We start from the raw sequence: 17,502 nt of genomic DNA, 5'->3' as shown, positions 1-17,502 counted from the left end.
TCGCTTGTAGACATTCCCGGCCCTGTCGCGGGTTTATCCCACGACAGGTGACAGTAAGGCGTCCTCAGCTGGCGCTTGGCTGTTCGGCCAGCTTGTCGGCCAGGCGTACGAACGCTGCCAGGTCCAGTTGTTCCGGGCGCAGGCTGCCATCGACGCCCGCGGCTTCGATGGCCTGGCTGTCGAGCAGGCCCTTGAGGGTATTGCGCAGGGTCTTGCGGCGCTGGTTGAAGGCTTCGCGGACGACGCGTTCGAGCAGGCGCGGATCCTTGGCCGGGTGTGGCAGGGTCTCGTGCGGCACCAGTCGGACGATGGCCGAGTCCACTTTCGGTGGTGGATTGAAGGCGCCGGGGCCGACGTTGAACAGGTGTTCCACGCGGCAGTGGTACTGAACCATGATCGACAGGCGGCCCCAGTCACCGCCACCTGGGCCGGCGGCAAGACGCTCGACCACTTCCTTTTGCAGCATGAAGTGCATGTCGCGGATCAGGTTGGCATGGTCCAGCAGGTGAAAAATCAACGGCGTGGAGATGTTGTAGGGCAGGTTGCCCACCACCTTGAGGCTGCGCGCAGGCACGCCCAGCTGGTTGAAGTCGAACTTCAGGGCGTCGCCTTGGTGCAGGCGGAAATTGTCGCGGCCGGCGAACTTGTGCTGGAGGATCGGCACCAGGTCCTTGTCCAGTTCGACGACGTCCAGTTGGGCGCCGCTGCTCAGCAGGCCTTCGGTCAGGGCGCCCTGGCCCGGGCCGATTTCCAGCAGGTGTTCACCGGGCTTGGCGTTGATAGCGCGCAGAATGCGGTCGATGATGCCCGCGTCATGCAGGAAGTTCTGGCCAAAGCGCTTGCGCGCCCGGTGTTGGTATTGCTCGTTCATGGTCGGTTCTCGGCCATCTGGTAGGCGGTTTCCAGGGCGACCCGCAGGCTGCCGGTGTCGACCTTGCCGCTGCCGGCCAGGTCCAGGGCGGTGCCGTGGTCGACCGAGGTGCGGATGATCGGCAGGCCCAGGGTCACGTTGACCGCAGCGCCAAAGCCTTTGTACTTGAGCACCGGTAGGCCTTGGTCATGGTACATCGCCAGCACCGCGTCGCAGTGCTCCAGATATTTGGGGGTAAACAGGGTATCGGCCGGCAGCGGACCGCGCAGGTCCATGCCTTGGCTGCGCAGGCGCTGCAAGGCAGGCTCGATGATGTCGATTTCTTCGCGGCCCAGATGGCCGCCTTCGCCGGCATGCGGGTTGAGGCCGCAGACCAGGATGCGGGGCTGGGCGATGCCGAACTTGTCACGCAGGTCAGCATGCAGGATCCGCGTGACCCGCTCCAGGCGCTCGGCGGTGATGGCGTCGGCGACGTCGCGCAGGGGCAGGTGAGTGGTCACCAGGGCCACGCGCAAGCCATGGGTGGCCAGCATCATCACCACCTGGGTGGTGTGGGTGAGGTCAGCCAGGAATTCGGTATGGCCGGAGAAGGCGATGCCGCTTTCGTTGATCACGCCCTTGTGCACAGGCGCAGTGATCATGCCGGCGAAATGCCCATCCAGGCACCCTTGGCCTGCGCGTGTCAGGGTCTGCAGCACGAAGGCAGCATTGGCCTTGTCCAACTGTCCAGGCACTACCGCAGCGGCCAGTGGCGTATCCCAGACGTACAGGCTGCCGGCGGGGGCGGGCTGGTCGGGCCAGGCGCCTTGGGTGACCGGCAGCAGGGTGACGGACAGCCCCAACTGCGTGGCCCGCTCGGCGAGCAGGTCACGGCTGGTGATGGCGATCAGGGGATGGGGCTGGGCCTCGGCGGCCAGCAGCAGGCACAGGTCGGGACCTATGCCGGCCGGCTCGCCGGGCGTGACGGCGAAGCGCAGGGGCTTCACTGGGCAGCCTGGTCAGCGCCAGGCAGCTTGATTTCTACGTAGGCTTCGTCGCGGATCTGACGCAGCCAGGTCTGCAGCTCTTCATCGTACTTGCGGTTGCGCAGCACGCTCAGGGCCTGCTGTTCGCGCGCTTGCTCGGTGCTGTCGGTGGCGCGGCGGCCCAGTACTTCCAGCACGTGCCAGCCGTACTGGGTGCGGAACGGACGGGTCACTTCGCCCTGGGGCGCATTGGCCATCTGCTCGCGGAACTCAGGTACCAGGCTGTTGGGGTCGACCCAGTTGAGGTCGCCGCCGTTGAGGGCCGAACCTGGGTCTTCCGAGAAGCTCTTGGCCAGTTCGCCGAAGTCTTCGCCGTTCTTGATGCGCTCGTACAGACGCTCGGCCAGTTGCTTGGTAGCCGCATCGCTGCGGATCTCGCTTGGCTTGATCAGGATGTGGCGCACATGGACTTCGTCGCGCAGCACGCTGGCATTGCCCCCGCGCTTTTCCTCGAGCTTGAGGATGATGAAGCCGTTGGGGATGCGGATCGGCTGGGTGATGTCGCCGTCGGCCATGCTGCTCAGCATCTTGGCGAAATCAGGTGGCAGTTGGCCGGCTTTACGCCAGCCCATCTCGCCGCCTTCCAGGGCGTTCTCGCTGGCGGAACGGGCGATGGCCATCTGGCCGAAGTCCGCACCTTGCTTGAGCTGCTGGTAAACGTCTCCGGCTTGGCGGGCGGCCGCCTGAATGGCCTCGGAGTTGGCGCTTTCCGGGGTCGGGATCAGGATGTTGGCCAGACGGTACTCTTCGGACAGCTGCATCTTGCCCAGGTCCGAGTTCAGGTAGTTCTTCACCTCCTGCTCCGAGACCTGGATGCGCTCGGCCACCCGGCGCTGGCGCACGCGGCTGATGATCATCTCGCGCTTGACCTGGTCACGGGCGTCGTCGAACGACAGGCCATCGTGGGCCAGGGCGGCACGGAACTGATCAAGGCTCATGCCGTTGCGCTGGGCAATGGTGCCGATGGCCTGGTTGAGTTCTTCGTCGGTGATGCGGATACCGGAACGCTCGCCGATCTGCAGTTGCAGGTTCTCGACGATCAGGCGCTCCAGTACCTGCTGCTCCAGGGCGCCCGCCGGCGGTACACCACCGCCGCGCTTGGCGATGGTCTGCTGTACTTCGCGGATGCGCTGGTCCAGCTGGCTTTGCATGACCACGTCGTTGTCGACGATGGCCACCACGCGGTCTAGGGGTTGTACCGCGGCATGCACCGCGCCACTCAGCAATACAGCGCCCAGCAGCAGCGGGCGCAGGCGATCAATAAGCTTGGTCTTCACGTGTACGGTAACCTTGAATGCCTTCGTCGAGGAACGTCTCGACCTTGTTGCCCACAACGCCGCCGAGGCCTTTGAGGACGATTTGCAGGAAGACGCCGTGGTCGCCCTTCTCGTTTTGCGGCAGTGCCTGGCTGAAGTCGTCGTAGTCGATCCAGTAACGGTTGATCAGGCGCAGCTTCCAGCAGCAGTTGTCGTACTCGAAACCGCCCATGGCTTCCAGGGTGCGGTTGCGGTTGTAGTCATGCTGCCAGCGACCGATCACGCTCCACTGAGGAACGATCGGCCAGATGACCGAGAAGTCGTGCTGCTGGATCTTGTAGTAGTCCTTGACGTAGTTCGGGCTACCCGGGGTGCCGTAGTCGCCACCACCCACCTGCCAGGTGCCGGTGAGCGAATCGTAGCGAACCAGGTCGTTGCGGTAGCGGTAGCCTGCGTTGATGACCTTGTTCGGGTTGTCTTCCGGCTGGTAGTGGAACATGGCGCTGCCGGAGCGAGGCTTGCGGCTGTCCGGGTCCCAGTTGTAGTCGGAGTTGAAGCGCCAGTCGCGGTTGAAGGCGTACTGGTATTCCAGGGCGTAAGGCGATACGTCTGCCTGCGAGTCGGCACGGGTGCGCCAGTCGATGCCCGGCATCTGCACCTTGCGATCGCGGAAGTACAGGGCCTGGCCGACGCTGAAGCGCTGGCGCTCGAAGCCGTTTTCCTCGATCCAGCGGTTGGTCACGCCCAGCGACAGCTTGTTCTCGTCGCCGATGCGGTCGGAGCCGCTGAAGCGGTTGTCGCGGAACAGCGAGGCGTAGTTGAAGTAGGTCTCGCCAGTGTCGAAGACCGGGATGTCTTTCTGGTCCTCGTACGGGACGTAGAGGTAGAACAGACGCGGTTCGAGGGTCTGGCGGTAGTTCTTGCCGAACCACTGGGTGTTGCGGTCGAAGTACAGGCCGCTGTCGACGCTGAAGACTGGAACGCTGCGGTTCTGGGTGCTGGAGAAGTCACCGCGCAAATCACGTGTTTCCGGGCTGGCATTGGCAAGGTCGGTCTTGCCCTTGTTGTCCAGGTCGAGGTCGTAGTGCGTATAGACGTACTTCAGCTTCGGCTTGAGGAACCCATAGCTGGCTTCCATCGGCAAGCTGATGGCTGGCGCGGCGTTCAGGCGGGTGCCATTGGCGCGCGCAAGGCCGAAGACGTTCTGGTCGAGGCGTCGGCCTGGAGCACCTGCGGAGGTGTCCGGCAGGCCATCTTCGTTGAGCACGAAGTCGTTCTTCAGGTCACGATCGAAGCGCACCGCCTCGGTCTGATAGCTGAAGTCGAACCCGCCCGGATGATAGGGCAGCAGGCCGTTGAAGGTGACTTGCGGCAGTTTGTCGTATGGCGTGACCCGCGACAGCGTGGCCATTTCATACGCATGTAGATTCAACCGCGCCTGGTAACTGTCACCCCGATAGGTAAGCGCACCCTGCTGGTTAACCACATCCCGGCTTTCAACACCAATCTGACCGGTTTCCAGGTCCTGGAAGTAGAACGGGTCGCTGATGTCGGTGTAGTCCACCTCGCTCATCAAGCGCGAATCCAGCCCGCCCTTGTGTTGCCAGTTGTACATCCAGCGTTGTTCTTTGTAGTCGGTCTGCTCTTTACGATCGTCGTTCTTGTCGTTCAGGTACGCAGCACCGAGCTGGCCTTCGCTGGATTTGGTGAGGTAGCGGAACTCGCCTTCCATCAAGAGCCCGCGTTTGGCCATGTAGCGCGGGTACAACGTGGCGTCGTAGTTCGGCGCCAGGTTGAAGTAGTACGGCGTGACCAGCATGAAACCGTTGTCGCTGCTGGTGCTGAACGACGGCGGCAGGAAGCCGGACTGGCGACGGTCGTCGATCGGGAAGTAGATGTACGGTGTATAGAACACCGGGAAATCCTTGACCCGCAGGGTGACGTTGGTCGCGGTACCGAAGCCGGTGGCTGGGTTCAGGGTGATGTTGTTGCCCTTGAGCTGCCATGCGTTGCTGCCCGGCTCACAGGTGGTGTAGGTACCGTCCTTGAGGCGGATGATGGCGTTTTCGCCACGCTTGGCGTACAGCGCGTTGCCGCGAATGTGCGACTTGTGCATCACGTATTCGGCGTTGTCGACCTTGGCCTCGCCGGTGTCCAGCTGGATCTCGGCCTGGTCGCCGACGACCAGCGAGCCATTGTCGCGCAGCTTGACGTTGCCCTTGAGCTCGCCGCGGTTCTCGGCCTGGTACAGGTTGGCCTCGTCGGCCTGGACCTGCATGCTGCCTTGGCGCATGACCACGTCACCAGCGAGGGTGGCGATCTGCTGCTCCTGCTGATAGCGGGAGACCTTGGCGTTCAGGTAGGTCGGTGCTTCGTCCTTGGGCGTGGTGTCGTCCATGCCCGGACGCGACGGCTCGATGTACGCGCCACCGCAGTACGGACCGGTCTCGGCCAATTGGGCGGCGGTGAGTTTCTCGCGGGGAACCCAGTCAAGGTGGCTGTAGTCTTCGCTACGCGATTTCAGACCACGGCCTTTGCTTTCGGTGACCAGCACCGGCTTGGGTTCGCCATCGGCGTCGGTCTCGGCGACCTGGGCGTCACCGCCTGAGCTCAGCGCGGCGCCTTCATGCACTGGGCGTGGAGGGAGGTTGCTGACCGTGGTCTTGGGCTTGCAGTCCCAACCACCGGAGGCGGACACTTGGCAGTCGAACTGCTCGGCTGCCACCACGTAGGACGTGGCCAGAGGTTGCAGGGCCAGCAGACCGCCAGTCACCAACAACGGAAACTTTCTACGAAACGCGGGGGATTTCAATGCCATCTTATTAGTCCGGGCTTCCTGCGTGCCATCTGCCCGCGTGTGGGGCCGCACGCCTCTCGATGGTCTGAAAAAGATGCTGGATAATAAAGCATGACCCGCTTGACGGCTAGGGCCGTCGGAGACCCTTGTAATGCCCGATCACGATGTACGCCTGCAACAACTGACCGATTGGCTCGATGAGCAGCTTGACCGTCTTTTCCGTGAAAACGCCTGGGGCGAGGTGCCCGAAGGCAGCCTGACCGCCGCCAGCAGCGACGCGAGCTTCCGTCGTTACTTCCGCTGGCAGGGGGACGGACGCAGCTTCGTGATCATGGACGCACCGCCCCCCCAAGAGAACTGCCACCCCTTCGTCGACATCGATCATCTGCTGGCCAGCGCAGGGGTGCACGTGCCGGTCATCCACGCCCAGGACCTGGACCGCGGCTTCCTGTTGCTGGGGGATCTGGGCCACCAGACCTACTTGGACATCATCGATTCAGACAATGCCGATGCGCTGTTCGCCGACGCCATCGATGCCTTGCTGGCCTTCCAGCGCCTGCCGATGGGAGCACCGCTGCCCAGCTATGATGTCGCCCTGCTGCGCCGCGAAGTGGAGCTGTTCCCCGAATGGTACGTCGGCCGGGAACTGGGCCTGACATTCACCGAGGCGCAGCAGGCGACCTGGCAGCGGGTGAGCCAGTTGCTGATCGACAGCGCCTTGGCCCAGCCCAAAGTGCTGGTGCATCGCGACTATATGCCGCGCAACCTGATGCAGAGCGCACCGAACCCTGGCGTGCTGGACTTCCAGGACGCGGTCTACGGCCCGGTGACCTACGACATCACCAGCCTGTTCAAGGACGCATTCGTCAGCTGGCCCCAGGCGCGTGTCGAGGGCTGGCTGCGCGATTACTGGCAGCAGGCTCAAGCGGCTGGCATTCCGGTGCAGGCAGATTTCGAGGACTTCCACCGCGCCAGTGACCTGATGGGCGTGCAGCGCCACCTGAAGGTGATCGGCATCTTCGCCCGTATCTGCCACCGCGACGGCAAGCCGCGATATCTGACTGACGTGCCGCGTTTCTTCGCCTATATAGATGAAGTGATCAGCCGTCGTCCGGAGCTGGCCGAACTGGGGCAGTTGATCGCCGAGCTGAAGGCCGGAGCGTGTTCATGAAGGCAATGATCCTGGCGGCGGGCAAGGGCGAGCGCATGCGCCCCCTGACCCTGCACACTCCCAAGCCACTGGTGCCGGTGGCAGGCCAGCCATTGATCGAATACCACCTGCGGGCGCTGGCCAAGGCGGGCTTTACCGAGGTGGTGATCAACCATGCCTGGCTTGGCCAGCAGATCGAGGATCACCTGGGCGATGGCGCACGCTTTGGCTTGAGCATCCGCTATTCGCCCGAAGGCGAGCCGCTGGAAACCGGTGGCGGGATCTTCAAGGCGTTGCCGCTGTTGGGCGATGCGCCATTTCTGCTGGTCAATGGCGATATCTGGACCGACTACGACTTCGCTCGCTTGCGCACGCCCCTCAAAGGCCTTGCGCACCTGGTGCTGGTCGACAACCCAGGTCATCACGGCCGTGGTGACTTTCGCCTGGATGGCCAGCGGGTCGTCGACGGCGACGAGGCGCCCGGCACCTTGACCTTCAGCGGCATCTCCGTACTCGATCCCGCGCTGTTCGAAGGCTGCCAGCCCGGTGCCTTCAAGCTGGCGCCACTGTTGCGTCATGCGATGGGCGAGGGGCGGGTGAGCGGTGAGCGCTTCCAGGGGCGCTGGGTCGATGTCGGCACCCTGGAGCGCCTGGCCGAGGTCGAGCGCTTGATCGGCGAGCGCGCTTAAGATGTGGTGGCCAAGCACATTGATAGGTGCCGGTGCCGGTTTCGCCGTGGCCAGCATTCCCGGTGCGTTGCTCGGGGCCCTGCTTGGCCAGGCCATGGACCGTCGCCTGCGTCTTGAGGGCTGGGACGATTTGCGTGAGCGCCTGGGTGGGCGACCGGCATTGCGTGACGAGGAGTTGCTGTTCGTGCTGCTTGGGCGACTGGCCAAGAGCGATGGTCGGGTCGTCGATGGGCATATTCAGCAGGCCCGTCATGAAATGACCCGGTTGGACATGGCCGAGCCGGCGCGGCTACGGGCAATCGCGGCCTTCAATCGCGGCAAGTCGGGCAAGGTCCGCGTAGGGCGCTACCTGCAACGGATCAAGCAACAGCCCCATGCTGCCGAGGGTACCTTGCGTGCCTGCTGGCGGATGGTCTGGGCGGATGGCAAGGCGGGCATGCGCGAGCGTGAGCTGTTACTGGAGTGGGGGCGCCGGCTAGGCTTGTCGCGGACCCAGATCCAGGCACTGGCCCTTGAGTACGAGCCGCGCAAGGCGGCGCCGGAGGGGGCTGTGATGACTTATGCCGGGGCCCTGCGCCTGCTTGGGGTCGAGGCGGACAGCGAGATCGAGCACATTAAGCAGGCCTATCGCCGGCTGGTCAGCAAGCATCACCCGGACAAGCTCGCCGGCAGTGGGGCCAGCGAAGCGCAGGTGCGCGAGGCGACCGAGCGCACCCGTGAGCTGCACCAGGCCTATGCCATGGTGCGCAAGCGGCGCGGGCTTTAAGGGCCGGAAGCAGGGGCTGCAAGGCAGCTCCACCACCTCACTCCTGCGGCATCAACCACCCACGCACCCGGCGGAACAGCTGCTCCTGCTGCGCCGCCGCATTACCCGGCATAGCGATCAGCGCCAACTGCCGATACTGGCTGTCCTTCTGCCGCTTGCTGGCCTGCAGGCGCAGCTCGGCAGCACGGCGGTCGCGTGGCTGGGTGCTGTAGTAGACATCGGCGGTCGGCACTTTGACGGTGGGCGCCAGGGCTTCGAGGTCCTGCTCTACCTGGGCCGGTGTCTGCGCGGCGATCATCACCAGCTTCTGTACCTGTGGCGGTTGTCGCTCGCTGAGGTAGCGCGCGGCCCAATAGGCACCACTGCCATGGCCGACCAGCGCGATGGTGCGGACACTGTGTTGCTGGGCAAAGGCGACAGCGGCATCGAGGCGGGCGAAGATACGCTCGGCGTCGGCCGGGTCGTTTTGCTCGGTGGCGTCCTTGGCATCGGTGCTTTCGGCCGCATCGGCTTCGGCGGCGGTGGCCTGGGCGACGTTGGCGTTGGCATCCTCCGGGGTGTCCTTGGCGGGCGCCGACTCGCCCTTGCCCTTTTCAGGTTCGGGAGCAGGCTTGCTCTCGATACGCGGTTGTGGGCTGTCGCTGACAAGGTCTGGCAGGCTGACGCTCAAACTGTGCCAGCCGACATCGGGAAACTTACGCCGTAGCGGGCCGACAGCGTCGGGCCAGTCGGCGTTTTCACCGGCGCCGGGTACGATGATTACCGCGCCCTTGGGGTCGGCGTCGTTGGCCGGTTTCCACAAGGCGAGGAAGTTTTCGGCGCCCGCCTGCAAGGTTTGTTGTTCGGCCTTTGGCACGGTTCTTTCGAGCGCCTGGGCGTCTTCCTGGCTGCGTTCGGCCAAGGGTGGGCGAGGCGCGGGCGCCGTCGGCGACTCTGCTGCGGCCGGAGGTGTTTGAGGTTCGGCGGCCTGTGTGCCAAGCGGTAGGAGCGTGGCCAGACAGCAAATGGCCAGCGTCGTGCGATAAAGTGTGAACATGAATCAACCCAAGGCCAGAATGATACCGGCAGCCTAATAGTATTTGTCCGTGACGGCCACGCGTGTCGGCCGTCCTTGCCCAGACGAGCGTATAGATGAAGCGAATGCGTTGCCTGTTGGTTATCGGCTGGTTGCTGCTGCCCTTGATCGCCTTGGCAAGGCCCGAGCCTGAGCCTTCGGTTGTGCTGGAGCCAGCCCAGCAGCAATGGCTGGCTGATCACAGCAACCTGCGGGTCGGCCTGGTGTTGCAGGCCCCCTATGCCCAGTTCGATCGTCGGCTGCAGCAGTTCTATGGTGCCAATGTCGAGATCGTGAACGCACTGGCGCGGTTGCTCAGGCTGGACCTGACGTGGCGCAATTTCCCCGATCAAACGGCGCTTGAACATGCCCTTCAAGCCGGTGAGATCGATTTCGCCCCCGGCCTGACCCAGACCCCGGCCAGCCTGCGGCTGTGGTCATTCAGCGATCCCTATATGCGGGTGCCGCAATTGGTGGTGGGCTCGCGCACCGGGGCGATGGCGGTCGAGCTGGAAAAACTGGGCGCCAATGATCGGGTGGCGGTGCGCATGCCCAGTGCCTTGGCCGATTACCTGCGGGCCAACTACGTCAACCTGAACCTGCAAGGGGTGCCCAACGAGCGCCAGGCCCTGCAACTGGTGCAGGGTGGCCAAGCCAGTTTCGCGGTCATGGACGAGGCACGCCTGAGCGGGCTGTCCCGGGAGAGCGAGTTCGGTGATCTGGCTGTGGTCGGCGACATTGGCCTGCCGCAGTTGCTTCGGGTTGGCTCGCGGCGCGACTGGCCGGTGCTCGCCGACGTCCTGGAGCGCGGCCTGCAGGCCATTCCCGCCAGGGACCTGGAGCAACTGCACCAACGCTGGCTGCAACCTAAGTATCCCCGGCTGAGTGAAAGCGCGGGCTTCTGGCAGAACCTTGCCCTGTTGTTTGGCCTGTTGTTGATCTGCGCCGTTGCCACCGTGCTGTGGCAACGGCGTCAGCAACGCCAGCTTGAGCGCAACCTGCTGGCGACTCGGGAGACCCTGGCCGAACGCCAGACGCGCGAAGAGGCGCTGCGACTGAGTCAGTTCTCCATCGACCAGAGCACGGTCGGCATCCTCTGGGTCAACTGGGACAGCCATGTGCGCTACGCCAACCACGCCGCCGAGCGCATGCTCGGCAGGCGCGAGGGCGAGTTGCTGGACCGGCCGCTGATCGACGTCGAGCCCAACCTGCACATGGACCGCTGGTTGCAGTTGTGGAAGCGCGTGCGCACTGGCGACGGTGGGGTCGAGCCGTTCGAAACCCAATGCCTGCGCAGTGATGGCAGCCTGTTGCCGGTGGAACTGTCGCTGAGCTTTTTACGTTTCCGCGATGCCGAGTACCTGGTGATGTTCATCACCGACATCACAGAGCGCCGACGCGCCCTGGCGGCCATGCGCGAAAGTGACGCGCGGCTCAAGGGCATCGCTGGCAATGTGCCCGGACTGGTGTTTCGCCTGGAGCGCGACCCGGCCGAGGGGGACCTGGAGTTCCCGTACATCAGCGAGGGCAGCGAAGCGCTGGTCGGCTACGCACCGGCGCAGATCCAGCACCCGGACATGGGCCTGCGCAACTTGGTCCACCCCGAGGACCGCGCGGATTACCACCGGGTCCAGGACCTGGCACTGGCCACCGATCAGGACTGGTCCTGGCAGGGGCGGATCCTCACCCGTCAGGGCGAGCAGCGCTGGGCCGACATCAAGGCCAGTACCCGGCGCCTGGCCGATGGCCGGGTGGTGTGGGACGGTATTGTCTGGGACATCACCCAGAGCAAGCGCGTCGAGTTGGAGCTGGCGCGCTCCCAAGAGCAATTGCGCGAACTCTCGGCGCACCTGGAGAGCGTGCGCGAAGAAGAAAAAGCGCGGATCGCCCGGGAAGTCCATGATGAACTGGGGCAGATGCTCACGGTGCTCAAGCTCGAGGTGTCCATGTGCGAGCTGGCCTACGCCGAACTCGACCCCGGATTGAACGAACGCCTGGATAGCATGAAACGCCTGATCACGCAGTTGTTCCAGCTGGTGCGTGACGTGGCCACCGCCTTGCGCCCGCCCATTCTCGATGCGGGCATCGCCTCGGCCATCGAATGGCAGGCCCGGCGCTTCGAGGCGCGTACGCAGATCCCTTGCCTGGTACAGGTACCGGATAATCTGCCAGCATTGAGTGACGCCAAGGCCACTGGTTTGTTCCGGATCCTGCAGGAGGCGCTGACCAATGTGATGCGTCATGCCCAGGCGCATACCGTGCAGATCGAGCTGGCGTGCGGTGAGGGCTGTCTGCGCATGACGGTCATCGACGATGGCGTGGGGTTCAGCTGCGATCAAGCCCGGCCTACGTCCTTCGGCCTGGTGGGTGTGCGCGAGCGGGTACTGATGCTGGGGGGCGGTATGACACTGGACAGCGAGCCAGGTGAAGGTTGTAGCCTGAGTGTGACCATTCCGTTGGGGTAGGGGAGAACGACCGTGATACGCGTGCTAGTGGCCGAAGACCACACGATTGTCCGCGAGGGCATCAAACAGCTCATCGGCCTGGCCAAGGACATGCAGGTGGTGGGCGAAGCCGGTAACGGCGAACAGTTGCTCGAAACCCTGCGTCACACGCCCTGTGAGGTGGTGCTGCTGGATATCTCCATGCCTGGTGTGAACGGCTTGGAGGCGATCCCTCGGATTCGGGCACAGCACAACCCGCCGTCGATCCTGATGCTGTCGATGCATGACGAGGCGCAGATGGCCGCCCGAGCCCTCAAGGCCGGCGCCGCAGGCTATGCCACCAAGGACAGCGACCCTGCCCTGTTGCTCACGGCCATCCGGCGTGTGGCCAGTGGTGGGCGCTACATCGACCCGGCGCTGGCTGACCGTATGGTCTTCGAGGTCGGCCTGACCGAGACTCGGCCCTTGCATACGCTGCTCTCGGAGCGGGAGTTCTCGGTGTTCGAGCGTCTGGCCCAAGGGGCCAATGTCAACGACATCGCACAGCAACTGGCGCTTTCGAGCAAGACCATCAGCACCCACAAGGCGCGCTTGATGCAGAAGCTCAAGGTCAATTCCCTGGCGGAGCTGGTGAAGTACGCCATGGAGCACAAGCTGGTGTGACTGTTCTGGTTGCGACAGTTGCGACCTTCGGCACAGCCCCGAATCTGTGGACGCAGGTAGGCCCGCGAAAGGACCGGGCCTGTGATCCGCTTTGTCTGCGCTGGCCTCTTCGCGGGTAAAGCTGCTCCCATAGGCGGCGGTGCATCGCTAGCGGGCTATCCCAATCCCGCCATTGTTGTAGGGATCGCCCTACAACAAATCTTCCATCCGGATGATGGCATTCTCTCAGCACCCCCGATTTTCCGGGGCTTGCGCCTTCTCTAGTCTTTGCCTACGCAGTCATTCCAACAAGAAGGTGCAGGCATGAGCGAGGCGAATTCGAACGCTGCCACCGGCGAGATCCTGGTCAGCTTCCGCGGTGTGCAGAAAAGCTACGACGGCGAATCGCTGATCGTCAAAGACCTCAATCTGGACATCCGCAAGGGCGAGTTCCTGACCTTGCTCGGTCCGTCCGGCTCGGGCAAGACCACCAGCCTGATGATGCTGGCCGGCTTCGAGACCCCCACCGCGGGTGAAATCCAGCTGGCCGGGCGCTCGATCAACAACGTGCCGCCGCACAAGCGCGACATCGGCATGGTGTTCCAGAACTACGCGCTGTTCCCGCACATGACCGTGGAAGAGAACCTGGCCTTCCCCCTGACCGTGCGCAACCTCAGCAAGACCGACATCAGCGAGCGCGTCAAACGGGTGCTGACGATGGTCCAGCTCGACGCCTTCGCCAAGCGCTACCCGGGCCAGTTGTCCGGTGGCCAGCAACAGCGCGTGGCCCTGGCTCGCGCCTTGGTGTTCGAGCCGCAGTTGGTGTTGATGGACGAACCGCTCGGCGCGCTGGACAAACAGCTGCGTGAACACATGCAGATGGAGATCAAGCACATCCACCAGCGTCTGGGTGTGACCGTGGTCTACGTGACTCACGACCAGGGCGAGGCGCTGACCATGTCTGACCGGGTGGCGGTATTCCACCAGGGCGAGATCCAGCAGATCGCACCGCCGCGCACCCTCTACGAAGAGCCGCGCAATACCTTCGTGGCCAACTTCATCGGCGAGAACAATCGCCTCAACGGCACCTTGCTGTCGCGCAATGGCGAACGCTGCCAGGTCCAATTGGCCCGTGGAGAGCGGGTGGAGGCCTTGGCGGTGAACGTTGGCGAGGCGGGTGATCCGGTGACGCTGTCGATCCGCCCGGAGCGCGTGTACCTCAATGGCCACAGCGAGCGCTGCGTGAATCGCTTCTCCGGCCGCGTGGCCGAGTTCATCTACCTGGGCGACCACGTGCGGGTTCGCCTGGAAGTCTGCGGCAAAGGCGACTTCTTCGTGAAGCAGCCCATCGCCGAACTCGACCCGGCCCTGGCCGTGGGGGATGTGGTACCGCTTGGCTGGGAGGTGGAGCACGCCCGCGCGCTCGATCCGATTGCCGAAGCCCATTGATGGTTTGCTTCACCAACCCTTAACTGTGGAGAGAACAATAATGCACAAGCAGTTGAAACTGACCGCCCTGGCCCTCGGCTTGTTCGCCGCCGGCCAAGCCCTGGCCGCGGACTTGACCGTGGTTTCCTTCGGCGGCGCCAACAAGGCTGCCCAGGTCAAGGCGTTCTACGAGCCATGGGAGAAGGCAGGCAAGGGCAAGATCGTCGCCGGTGAGTACAACGGCGAGATGGCCAAGGTCAAAGCCATGGTCGACACCAACAGCGTCTCCTGGAACCTGGTGGAAGTGGAATCGCCGGAACTGGCCCGCGGTTGCGACGAAGGCATGTTCGAGGAACTGGACCCGGCCCTGTTCGGCAACGAGGCCGACTACGTGCCAGGCGCCATCCAGCCGTGCGGTGTGGGCTTCTTCGTATGGTCCACGGTACTGGCCTACAACGCCGACAAGCTCAAGACCGCGCCCACCAGCTGGGCTGACTTCTGGGATACCCAGAAATTCCCGGGCAAGCGGGGCCTGCGCAAGGGCGCCAAGTACACCCTGGAATTCGCCCTGATGGCCGACGGCGTGGCGCCCAAAGACGTGTACAAGGTGCTGGGCACCAAAGAAGGCCAGGACCGCGCCTTCAAGAAACTCGACCAGATCAAACCTAGCATCCAGTGGTGGGAAGCGGGCGCCCAGCCGCCGCAGTACCTGGCTTCCGGCGACGTGGTCATGAGCTCGGCCTACAACGGTCGGATCGCTGCAGTGCAAAAAGAAAGCAACCTCAAGGTCGTCTGGAACGGCGGCATCTATGACTTCGACGCCTGGGCCATTCCAAAAGGCGCGAAAGATACGGATCTGGCGAAGAAGTTCATCGCCTTCAGCGTTCAGCCCGAGCAGCAGAAGACCTACTCCGAGAACATTGCCTACGGCCCGGCCAACGCCAAGGCCGTCAGCCTGCTGTCGGATACGGTGAAGAAGGACATGCCGACCACGCCTGAGAACATCGCCAACCAGGTGCAGATCGACGTGGCCTTCTGGGCCGACAACAGCGAGCAGCTGGAGCAACGCTTCAACGCCTGGGCGGCGAAGAAGTAAGCCGCGTTGACGGAGCGCCGGCCTGCACGGCGGCGCTCATCGTTCCCCAGATTTTCGGAGTTCGCCATGGCCATTGCAGTGCCCCTGAACGAAGGCGCAGGTAAAAGCCTCAAACAGCGCCTCAAACATGCCGAGCGGGTCAACCGTTGGAAGGCGCAGGCGTTGATCGCGCCGCTGGCGCTGTTCCTGTTGCTGGTGTTTCTGGTGCCGATCGCGGCACTGCTGTACAAAAGCGTCGGCAACCCCGAGGTGGTCAACGGCCTGCCGCGCACCGTCGAGGCCATCGCGCAGTGGGATGGCAAGGGCCTGCCGGGCGAGGACGTGTACAAGGTGCTCAGCCAGGATTTGGCCGAGTCGCGCAAGAAACAGACCCTGGGCGATCTCTCCAAACGCCTGAACATGGAGCTGGCCGGCTACCGCAGCCTGTTGGCCAAGACCGCACGGGCGTTGCCGTTCAAGGCCGAGCCCACTTCTTATAAAGATGCCCTGCAGACGCTCGACGAGCGCTGGGGCGATCCTGCGTACTGGCAGGCGATCCGCCGCAACACCAGCGCGGTGACACCGTTCTACCTGCTGGCGGCGCTGGACCACCGCATCGACGACCTGGGCGAGCTGGCCAAGGCCACCCCGGACCAGGCCATCTATCTGGACATCTTCACCCGCACCCTGTGGATGGGCGTGGTCATCACCGCGATCTGCCTGCTGCTGGCCTACCCGCTGGCCTACCTGCTGGCCAACCTGCCGACCCGGCAGAGCAACCTGCTGATGATCCTGGTGCTGCTGCCGTTCTGGACCTCGATCCTGGTCCGCGTGGCGGCGTGGATCGTGCTGTTGCAGTCCGGTGGCCTGATCAATAGCGCGTTGATGGCCATTGGCATCATCGATGAGCCGTTGGAGCTGGTGTTCAACCGTACTGGCGTGTACATCGCCATGGTGCACATCCTGCTGCCGTTCATGATCTTGCCGCTGTACAGCGTGATGAAGGGCATCTCGCCCAGCTACATGCGTGCGGCAATCTCCTTGGGCTGCCATCCGTTCGCCAGCTTCTGGCGTGTGTACTTCCCGCAGACCTACGCGGGCGTGGGGGCCGGTTGCCTGTTGGTGTTCATCATTTCCATCGGCTACTACATCACCCCGGCGCTGCTGGGCAGCCCGAACGACCAGATGGTCAGTTACTTCGTGGCCTTCTACACCAACACCAGTATCAACTGGGGCATGGCCACTGCCCTGGGTGGGCTGTTGCTGCTGGCCACTGTGGTGCTGTACCTGATCTATAGCTGGCTGGTCGGCGCCAGCCGCCTGCGCCTGAGCTGAGGAGCCCTGTCATGCTGAGCCCTTACATGTCTCCCGTGGAGCGGGTCTGGTTCTACAGCCTGCGTATTCTCTGCGGTCTGATCCTGCTGTTTTTGGTGTTGCCAGTGCTGGTGATCGTGCCGCTGTCGTTCAACAGTGGCAGCTTCCTGGTGTATCCGCTGCAAGGCTTCTCATTGCATTGGTATCAGGATTTCTTCGCCTCGGCCGAATGGATGCGTTCGCTCAAGAACAGCATCATCGTCGCCCCGGCGGCCACCGTGCTGGCCATGGTGTTCGGCACCCTGGCTGCTATCGGCCTGACCCGCGGGGACTTCCCGGGCAAGTCGCTGGTCATGGCGCTGGTGATTTCGCCCATGGTGGTGCCGGTGGTGATCATCGGTGTGGCCAGCTACCTGTTCTTCGCGCCGCTGGGCATGGGTAACAGCTTCATTTCGTTGATCCTGGTGCATGCGGTGCTGGGTGTGCCGTTCGTCATCATCACCGTGTCGGCGACGTTGCAGGGCTTCAACCAGAACCTGGTGCGCGCGGCAGCCAGCCTCGGCGCTTCACCATTGACGACCTTCCGTCGGGTGACGCTGCCCCTGATCGCCCCTGGGGTGATCTCCGGGGCGTTGTTCGCCTTCGCGACGTCCTTTGACGAGGTAGTGGTGACGCTGTTCCTGGCCGGCCCCGAGCAAGCGACACTGCCACGGCAGATGTTCAGCGGCATCCGTGAGAACCTCAGCCCGACCATCGCCGCCGCTGCGACCTTGCTGATCGCCTTCTCGGTGGTGCTGCTACTGACTTTGGAATGGCTGCGCGGGCGAAGCGAGAAACTGCGGACCCAGCAGCCGGCGTGAGGCCCTCCCTTCGCGGCGCAAGGCCGCTCCTACACAGGTTTGCGATCTTCTGTAGGGGCGGCCTTGTTGCCGCGATGGGGCATCGAGCAGTCGCAAAATCAGATCGACAGCGATTGATACCAATCAGCCTT

The 17,502-nt window shown here is 63.7% G+C and carries 14 protein-coding genes; 9 read left to right on the top strand and 5 right to left on the bottom strand.

Annotation, left to right across the window (positions count from 1 at the left end):
• Positions 1 to 64 precede the first annotated feature (64 nt).
• The 4 genes from rsmA to IEC33019_RS24660 are packed head-to-tail and all read right to left on the bottom strand — an operon-like array spanning position 65 to position 5,970.
• On the bottom strand, positions 65 to 871 hold the full coding sequence (gene rsmA / locus IEC33019_RS24675) for a 16S rRNA (adenine(1518)-N(6)/adenine(1519)-N(6))-dimethyltransferase RsmA (RefSeq protein ID WP_070090655.1): 807 nt from the start codon (positions 869 to 871) through the stop codon (positions 65 to 67).
• Entirely contained in the window at positions 868 to 1,857 is a 990-nt protein-coding gene (gene pdxA, locus IEC33019_RS24670; protein ID WP_070090654.1) for a 4-hydroxythreonine-4-phosphate dehydrogenase PdxA, read from the bottom strand. Before pdxA ends, rsmA begins: the two co-directional genes overlap by 4 nt.
• On the bottom strand, positions 1,854 to 3,173 hold the full coding sequence (gene surA, locus IEC33019_RS24665; RefSeq protein WP_070090653.1) for a peptidylprolyl isomerase SurA: 1,320 nt from the start codon (positions 3,171 to 3,173) through the stop codon (positions 1,854 to 1,856). Before surA ends, pdxA begins: the two co-directional genes overlap by 4 nt.
• Positions 3,154 to 5,970 (bottom strand): LPS-assembly protein LptD, encoded by a 2,817-nt coding sequence (locus tag IEC33019_RS24660; protein WP_070090652.1) that lies wholly within the window; start codon positions 5,968 to 5,970, stop codon positions 3,154 to 3,156. The genes surA and IEC33019_RS24660 overlap by 20 nt, the downstream gene beginning before the upstream one ends.
• A 130-nt stretch (positions 5,971 to 6,100) precedes the next feature.
• On the opposite strand from IEC33019_RS24660, the gene IEC33019_RS24655 reads away from it, so the two are divergent.
• The 3 genes from IEC33019_RS24655 to IEC33019_RS24645 are packed head-to-tail and all read left to right on the top strand — an operon-like array spanning position 6,101 to position 8,554.
• Positions 6,101 to 7,120 carry an aminoglycoside phosphotransferase family protein gene (locus IEC33019_RS24655; protein ID WP_070090651.1) on the top strand — a complete coding sequence of 340 codons (1,020 nt, stop codon included), beginning with the start codon at positions 6,101 to 6,103 and terminating at the stop codon, positions 7,118 to 7,120.
• Positions 7,117 to 7,788 (top strand): N-acetylmuramate alpha-1-phosphate uridylyltransferase MurU, encoded by a 672-nt coding sequence (gene murU / locus IEC33019_RS24650; protein ID WP_070090650.1) that lies wholly within the window; start codon positions 7,117 to 7,119, stop codon positions 7,786 to 7,788. Before IEC33019_RS24655 ends, murU begins: the two co-directional genes overlap by 4 nt.
• 1 nt (position 7,789) lies before the next feature.
• Positions 7,790 to 8,554, top strand: coding sequence for a TerB family tellurite resistance protein (locus tag IEC33019_RS24645; protein WP_070090649.1), 765 nt, complete (start codon positions 7,790 to 7,792; stop codon positions 8,552 to 8,554).
• Between the two features lie 37 nt (positions 8,555 to 8,591).
• Here the strand turns inward: IEC33019_RS24645 and IEC33019_RS24640 are convergent, their stop codons facing one another.
• Positions 8,592 to 9,590 carry an alpha/beta hydrolase family protein gene (locus tag IEC33019_RS24640; RefSeq protein WP_070090648.1) on the bottom strand — a complete coding sequence of 333 codons (999 nt, stop codon included), beginning with the start codon at positions 9,588 to 9,590 and terminating at the stop codon, positions 8,592 to 8,594.
• A gap of 95 nt (positions 9,591 to 9,685) precedes the next feature.
• Between IEC33019_RS24640 and IEC33019_RS24635 the strand changes: the two genes are divergently transcribed.
• The 6 genes from IEC33019_RS24635 to IEC33019_RS24610 all read left to right on the top strand — a co-directional run bounded on the left by IEC33019_RS24635 (position 9,686) and on the right by IEC33019_RS24610 (position 17,371).
• Positions 9,686 to 12,073 (top strand): PAS domain-containing sensor histidine kinase, encoded by a 2,388-nt coding sequence (locus IEC33019_RS24635; RefSeq protein ID WP_070090647.1) that lies wholly within the window; start codon positions 9,686 to 9,688, stop codon positions 12,071 to 12,073.
• A 12-nt stretch (positions 12,074 to 12,085) separates the two neighbouring features.
• Positions 12,086 to 12,715 carry a response regulator gene (locus IEC33019_RS24630; protein ID WP_099593980.1) on the top strand — a complete coding sequence of 210 codons (630 nt, stop codon included), beginning with the start codon at positions 12,086 to 12,088 and terminating at the stop codon, positions 12,713 to 12,715.
• 303 nt (positions 12,716 to 13,018) lie between these two features.
• Complete coding sequence (locus IEC33019_RS24625) at positions 13,019 to 14,143, top strand: ABC transporter ATP-binding protein (RefSeq protein WP_070090645.1); 1,125 nt, start codon at positions 13,019 to 13,021, stop codon at positions 14,141 to 14,143.
• 40 nt (positions 14,144 to 14,183) lie between these two features.
• Positions 14,184 to 15,218, top strand: a complete 1,035-nt coding sequence (locus IEC33019_RS24620; RefSeq protein WP_070090644.1) for an ABC transporter substrate-binding protein — start codon at positions 14,184 to 14,186, stop codon at positions 15,216 to 15,218.
• A 66-nt stretch (positions 15,219 to 15,284) separates the two neighbouring features.
• On the top strand, positions 15,285 to 16,532 hold the full coding sequence (locus tag IEC33019_RS24615) for an ABC transporter permease (protein WP_070090643.1): 1,248 nt from the start codon (positions 15,285 to 15,287) through the stop codon (positions 16,530 to 16,532).
• 11 nt (positions 16,533 to 16,543) lie between these two features.
• Positions 16,544 to 17,371 (top strand): ABC transporter permease, encoded by an 828-nt coding sequence (locus IEC33019_RS24610; protein ID WP_070090642.1) that lies wholly within the window; start codon positions 16,544 to 16,546, stop codon positions 17,369 to 17,371.
• The last annotated feature ends 131 nt before the right edge of the window (positions 17,372 to 17,502 follow it).

The organism is Pseudomonas putida (assembly GCF_002741075.1).
GTDB lineage: Bacteria > Pseudomonadota > Gammaproteobacteria > Pseudomonadales > Pseudomonadaceae > Aquipseudomonas > Aquipseudomonas putida_T.
This window is presented reverse-complemented; position numbering and strand designations above follow the sequence as displayed.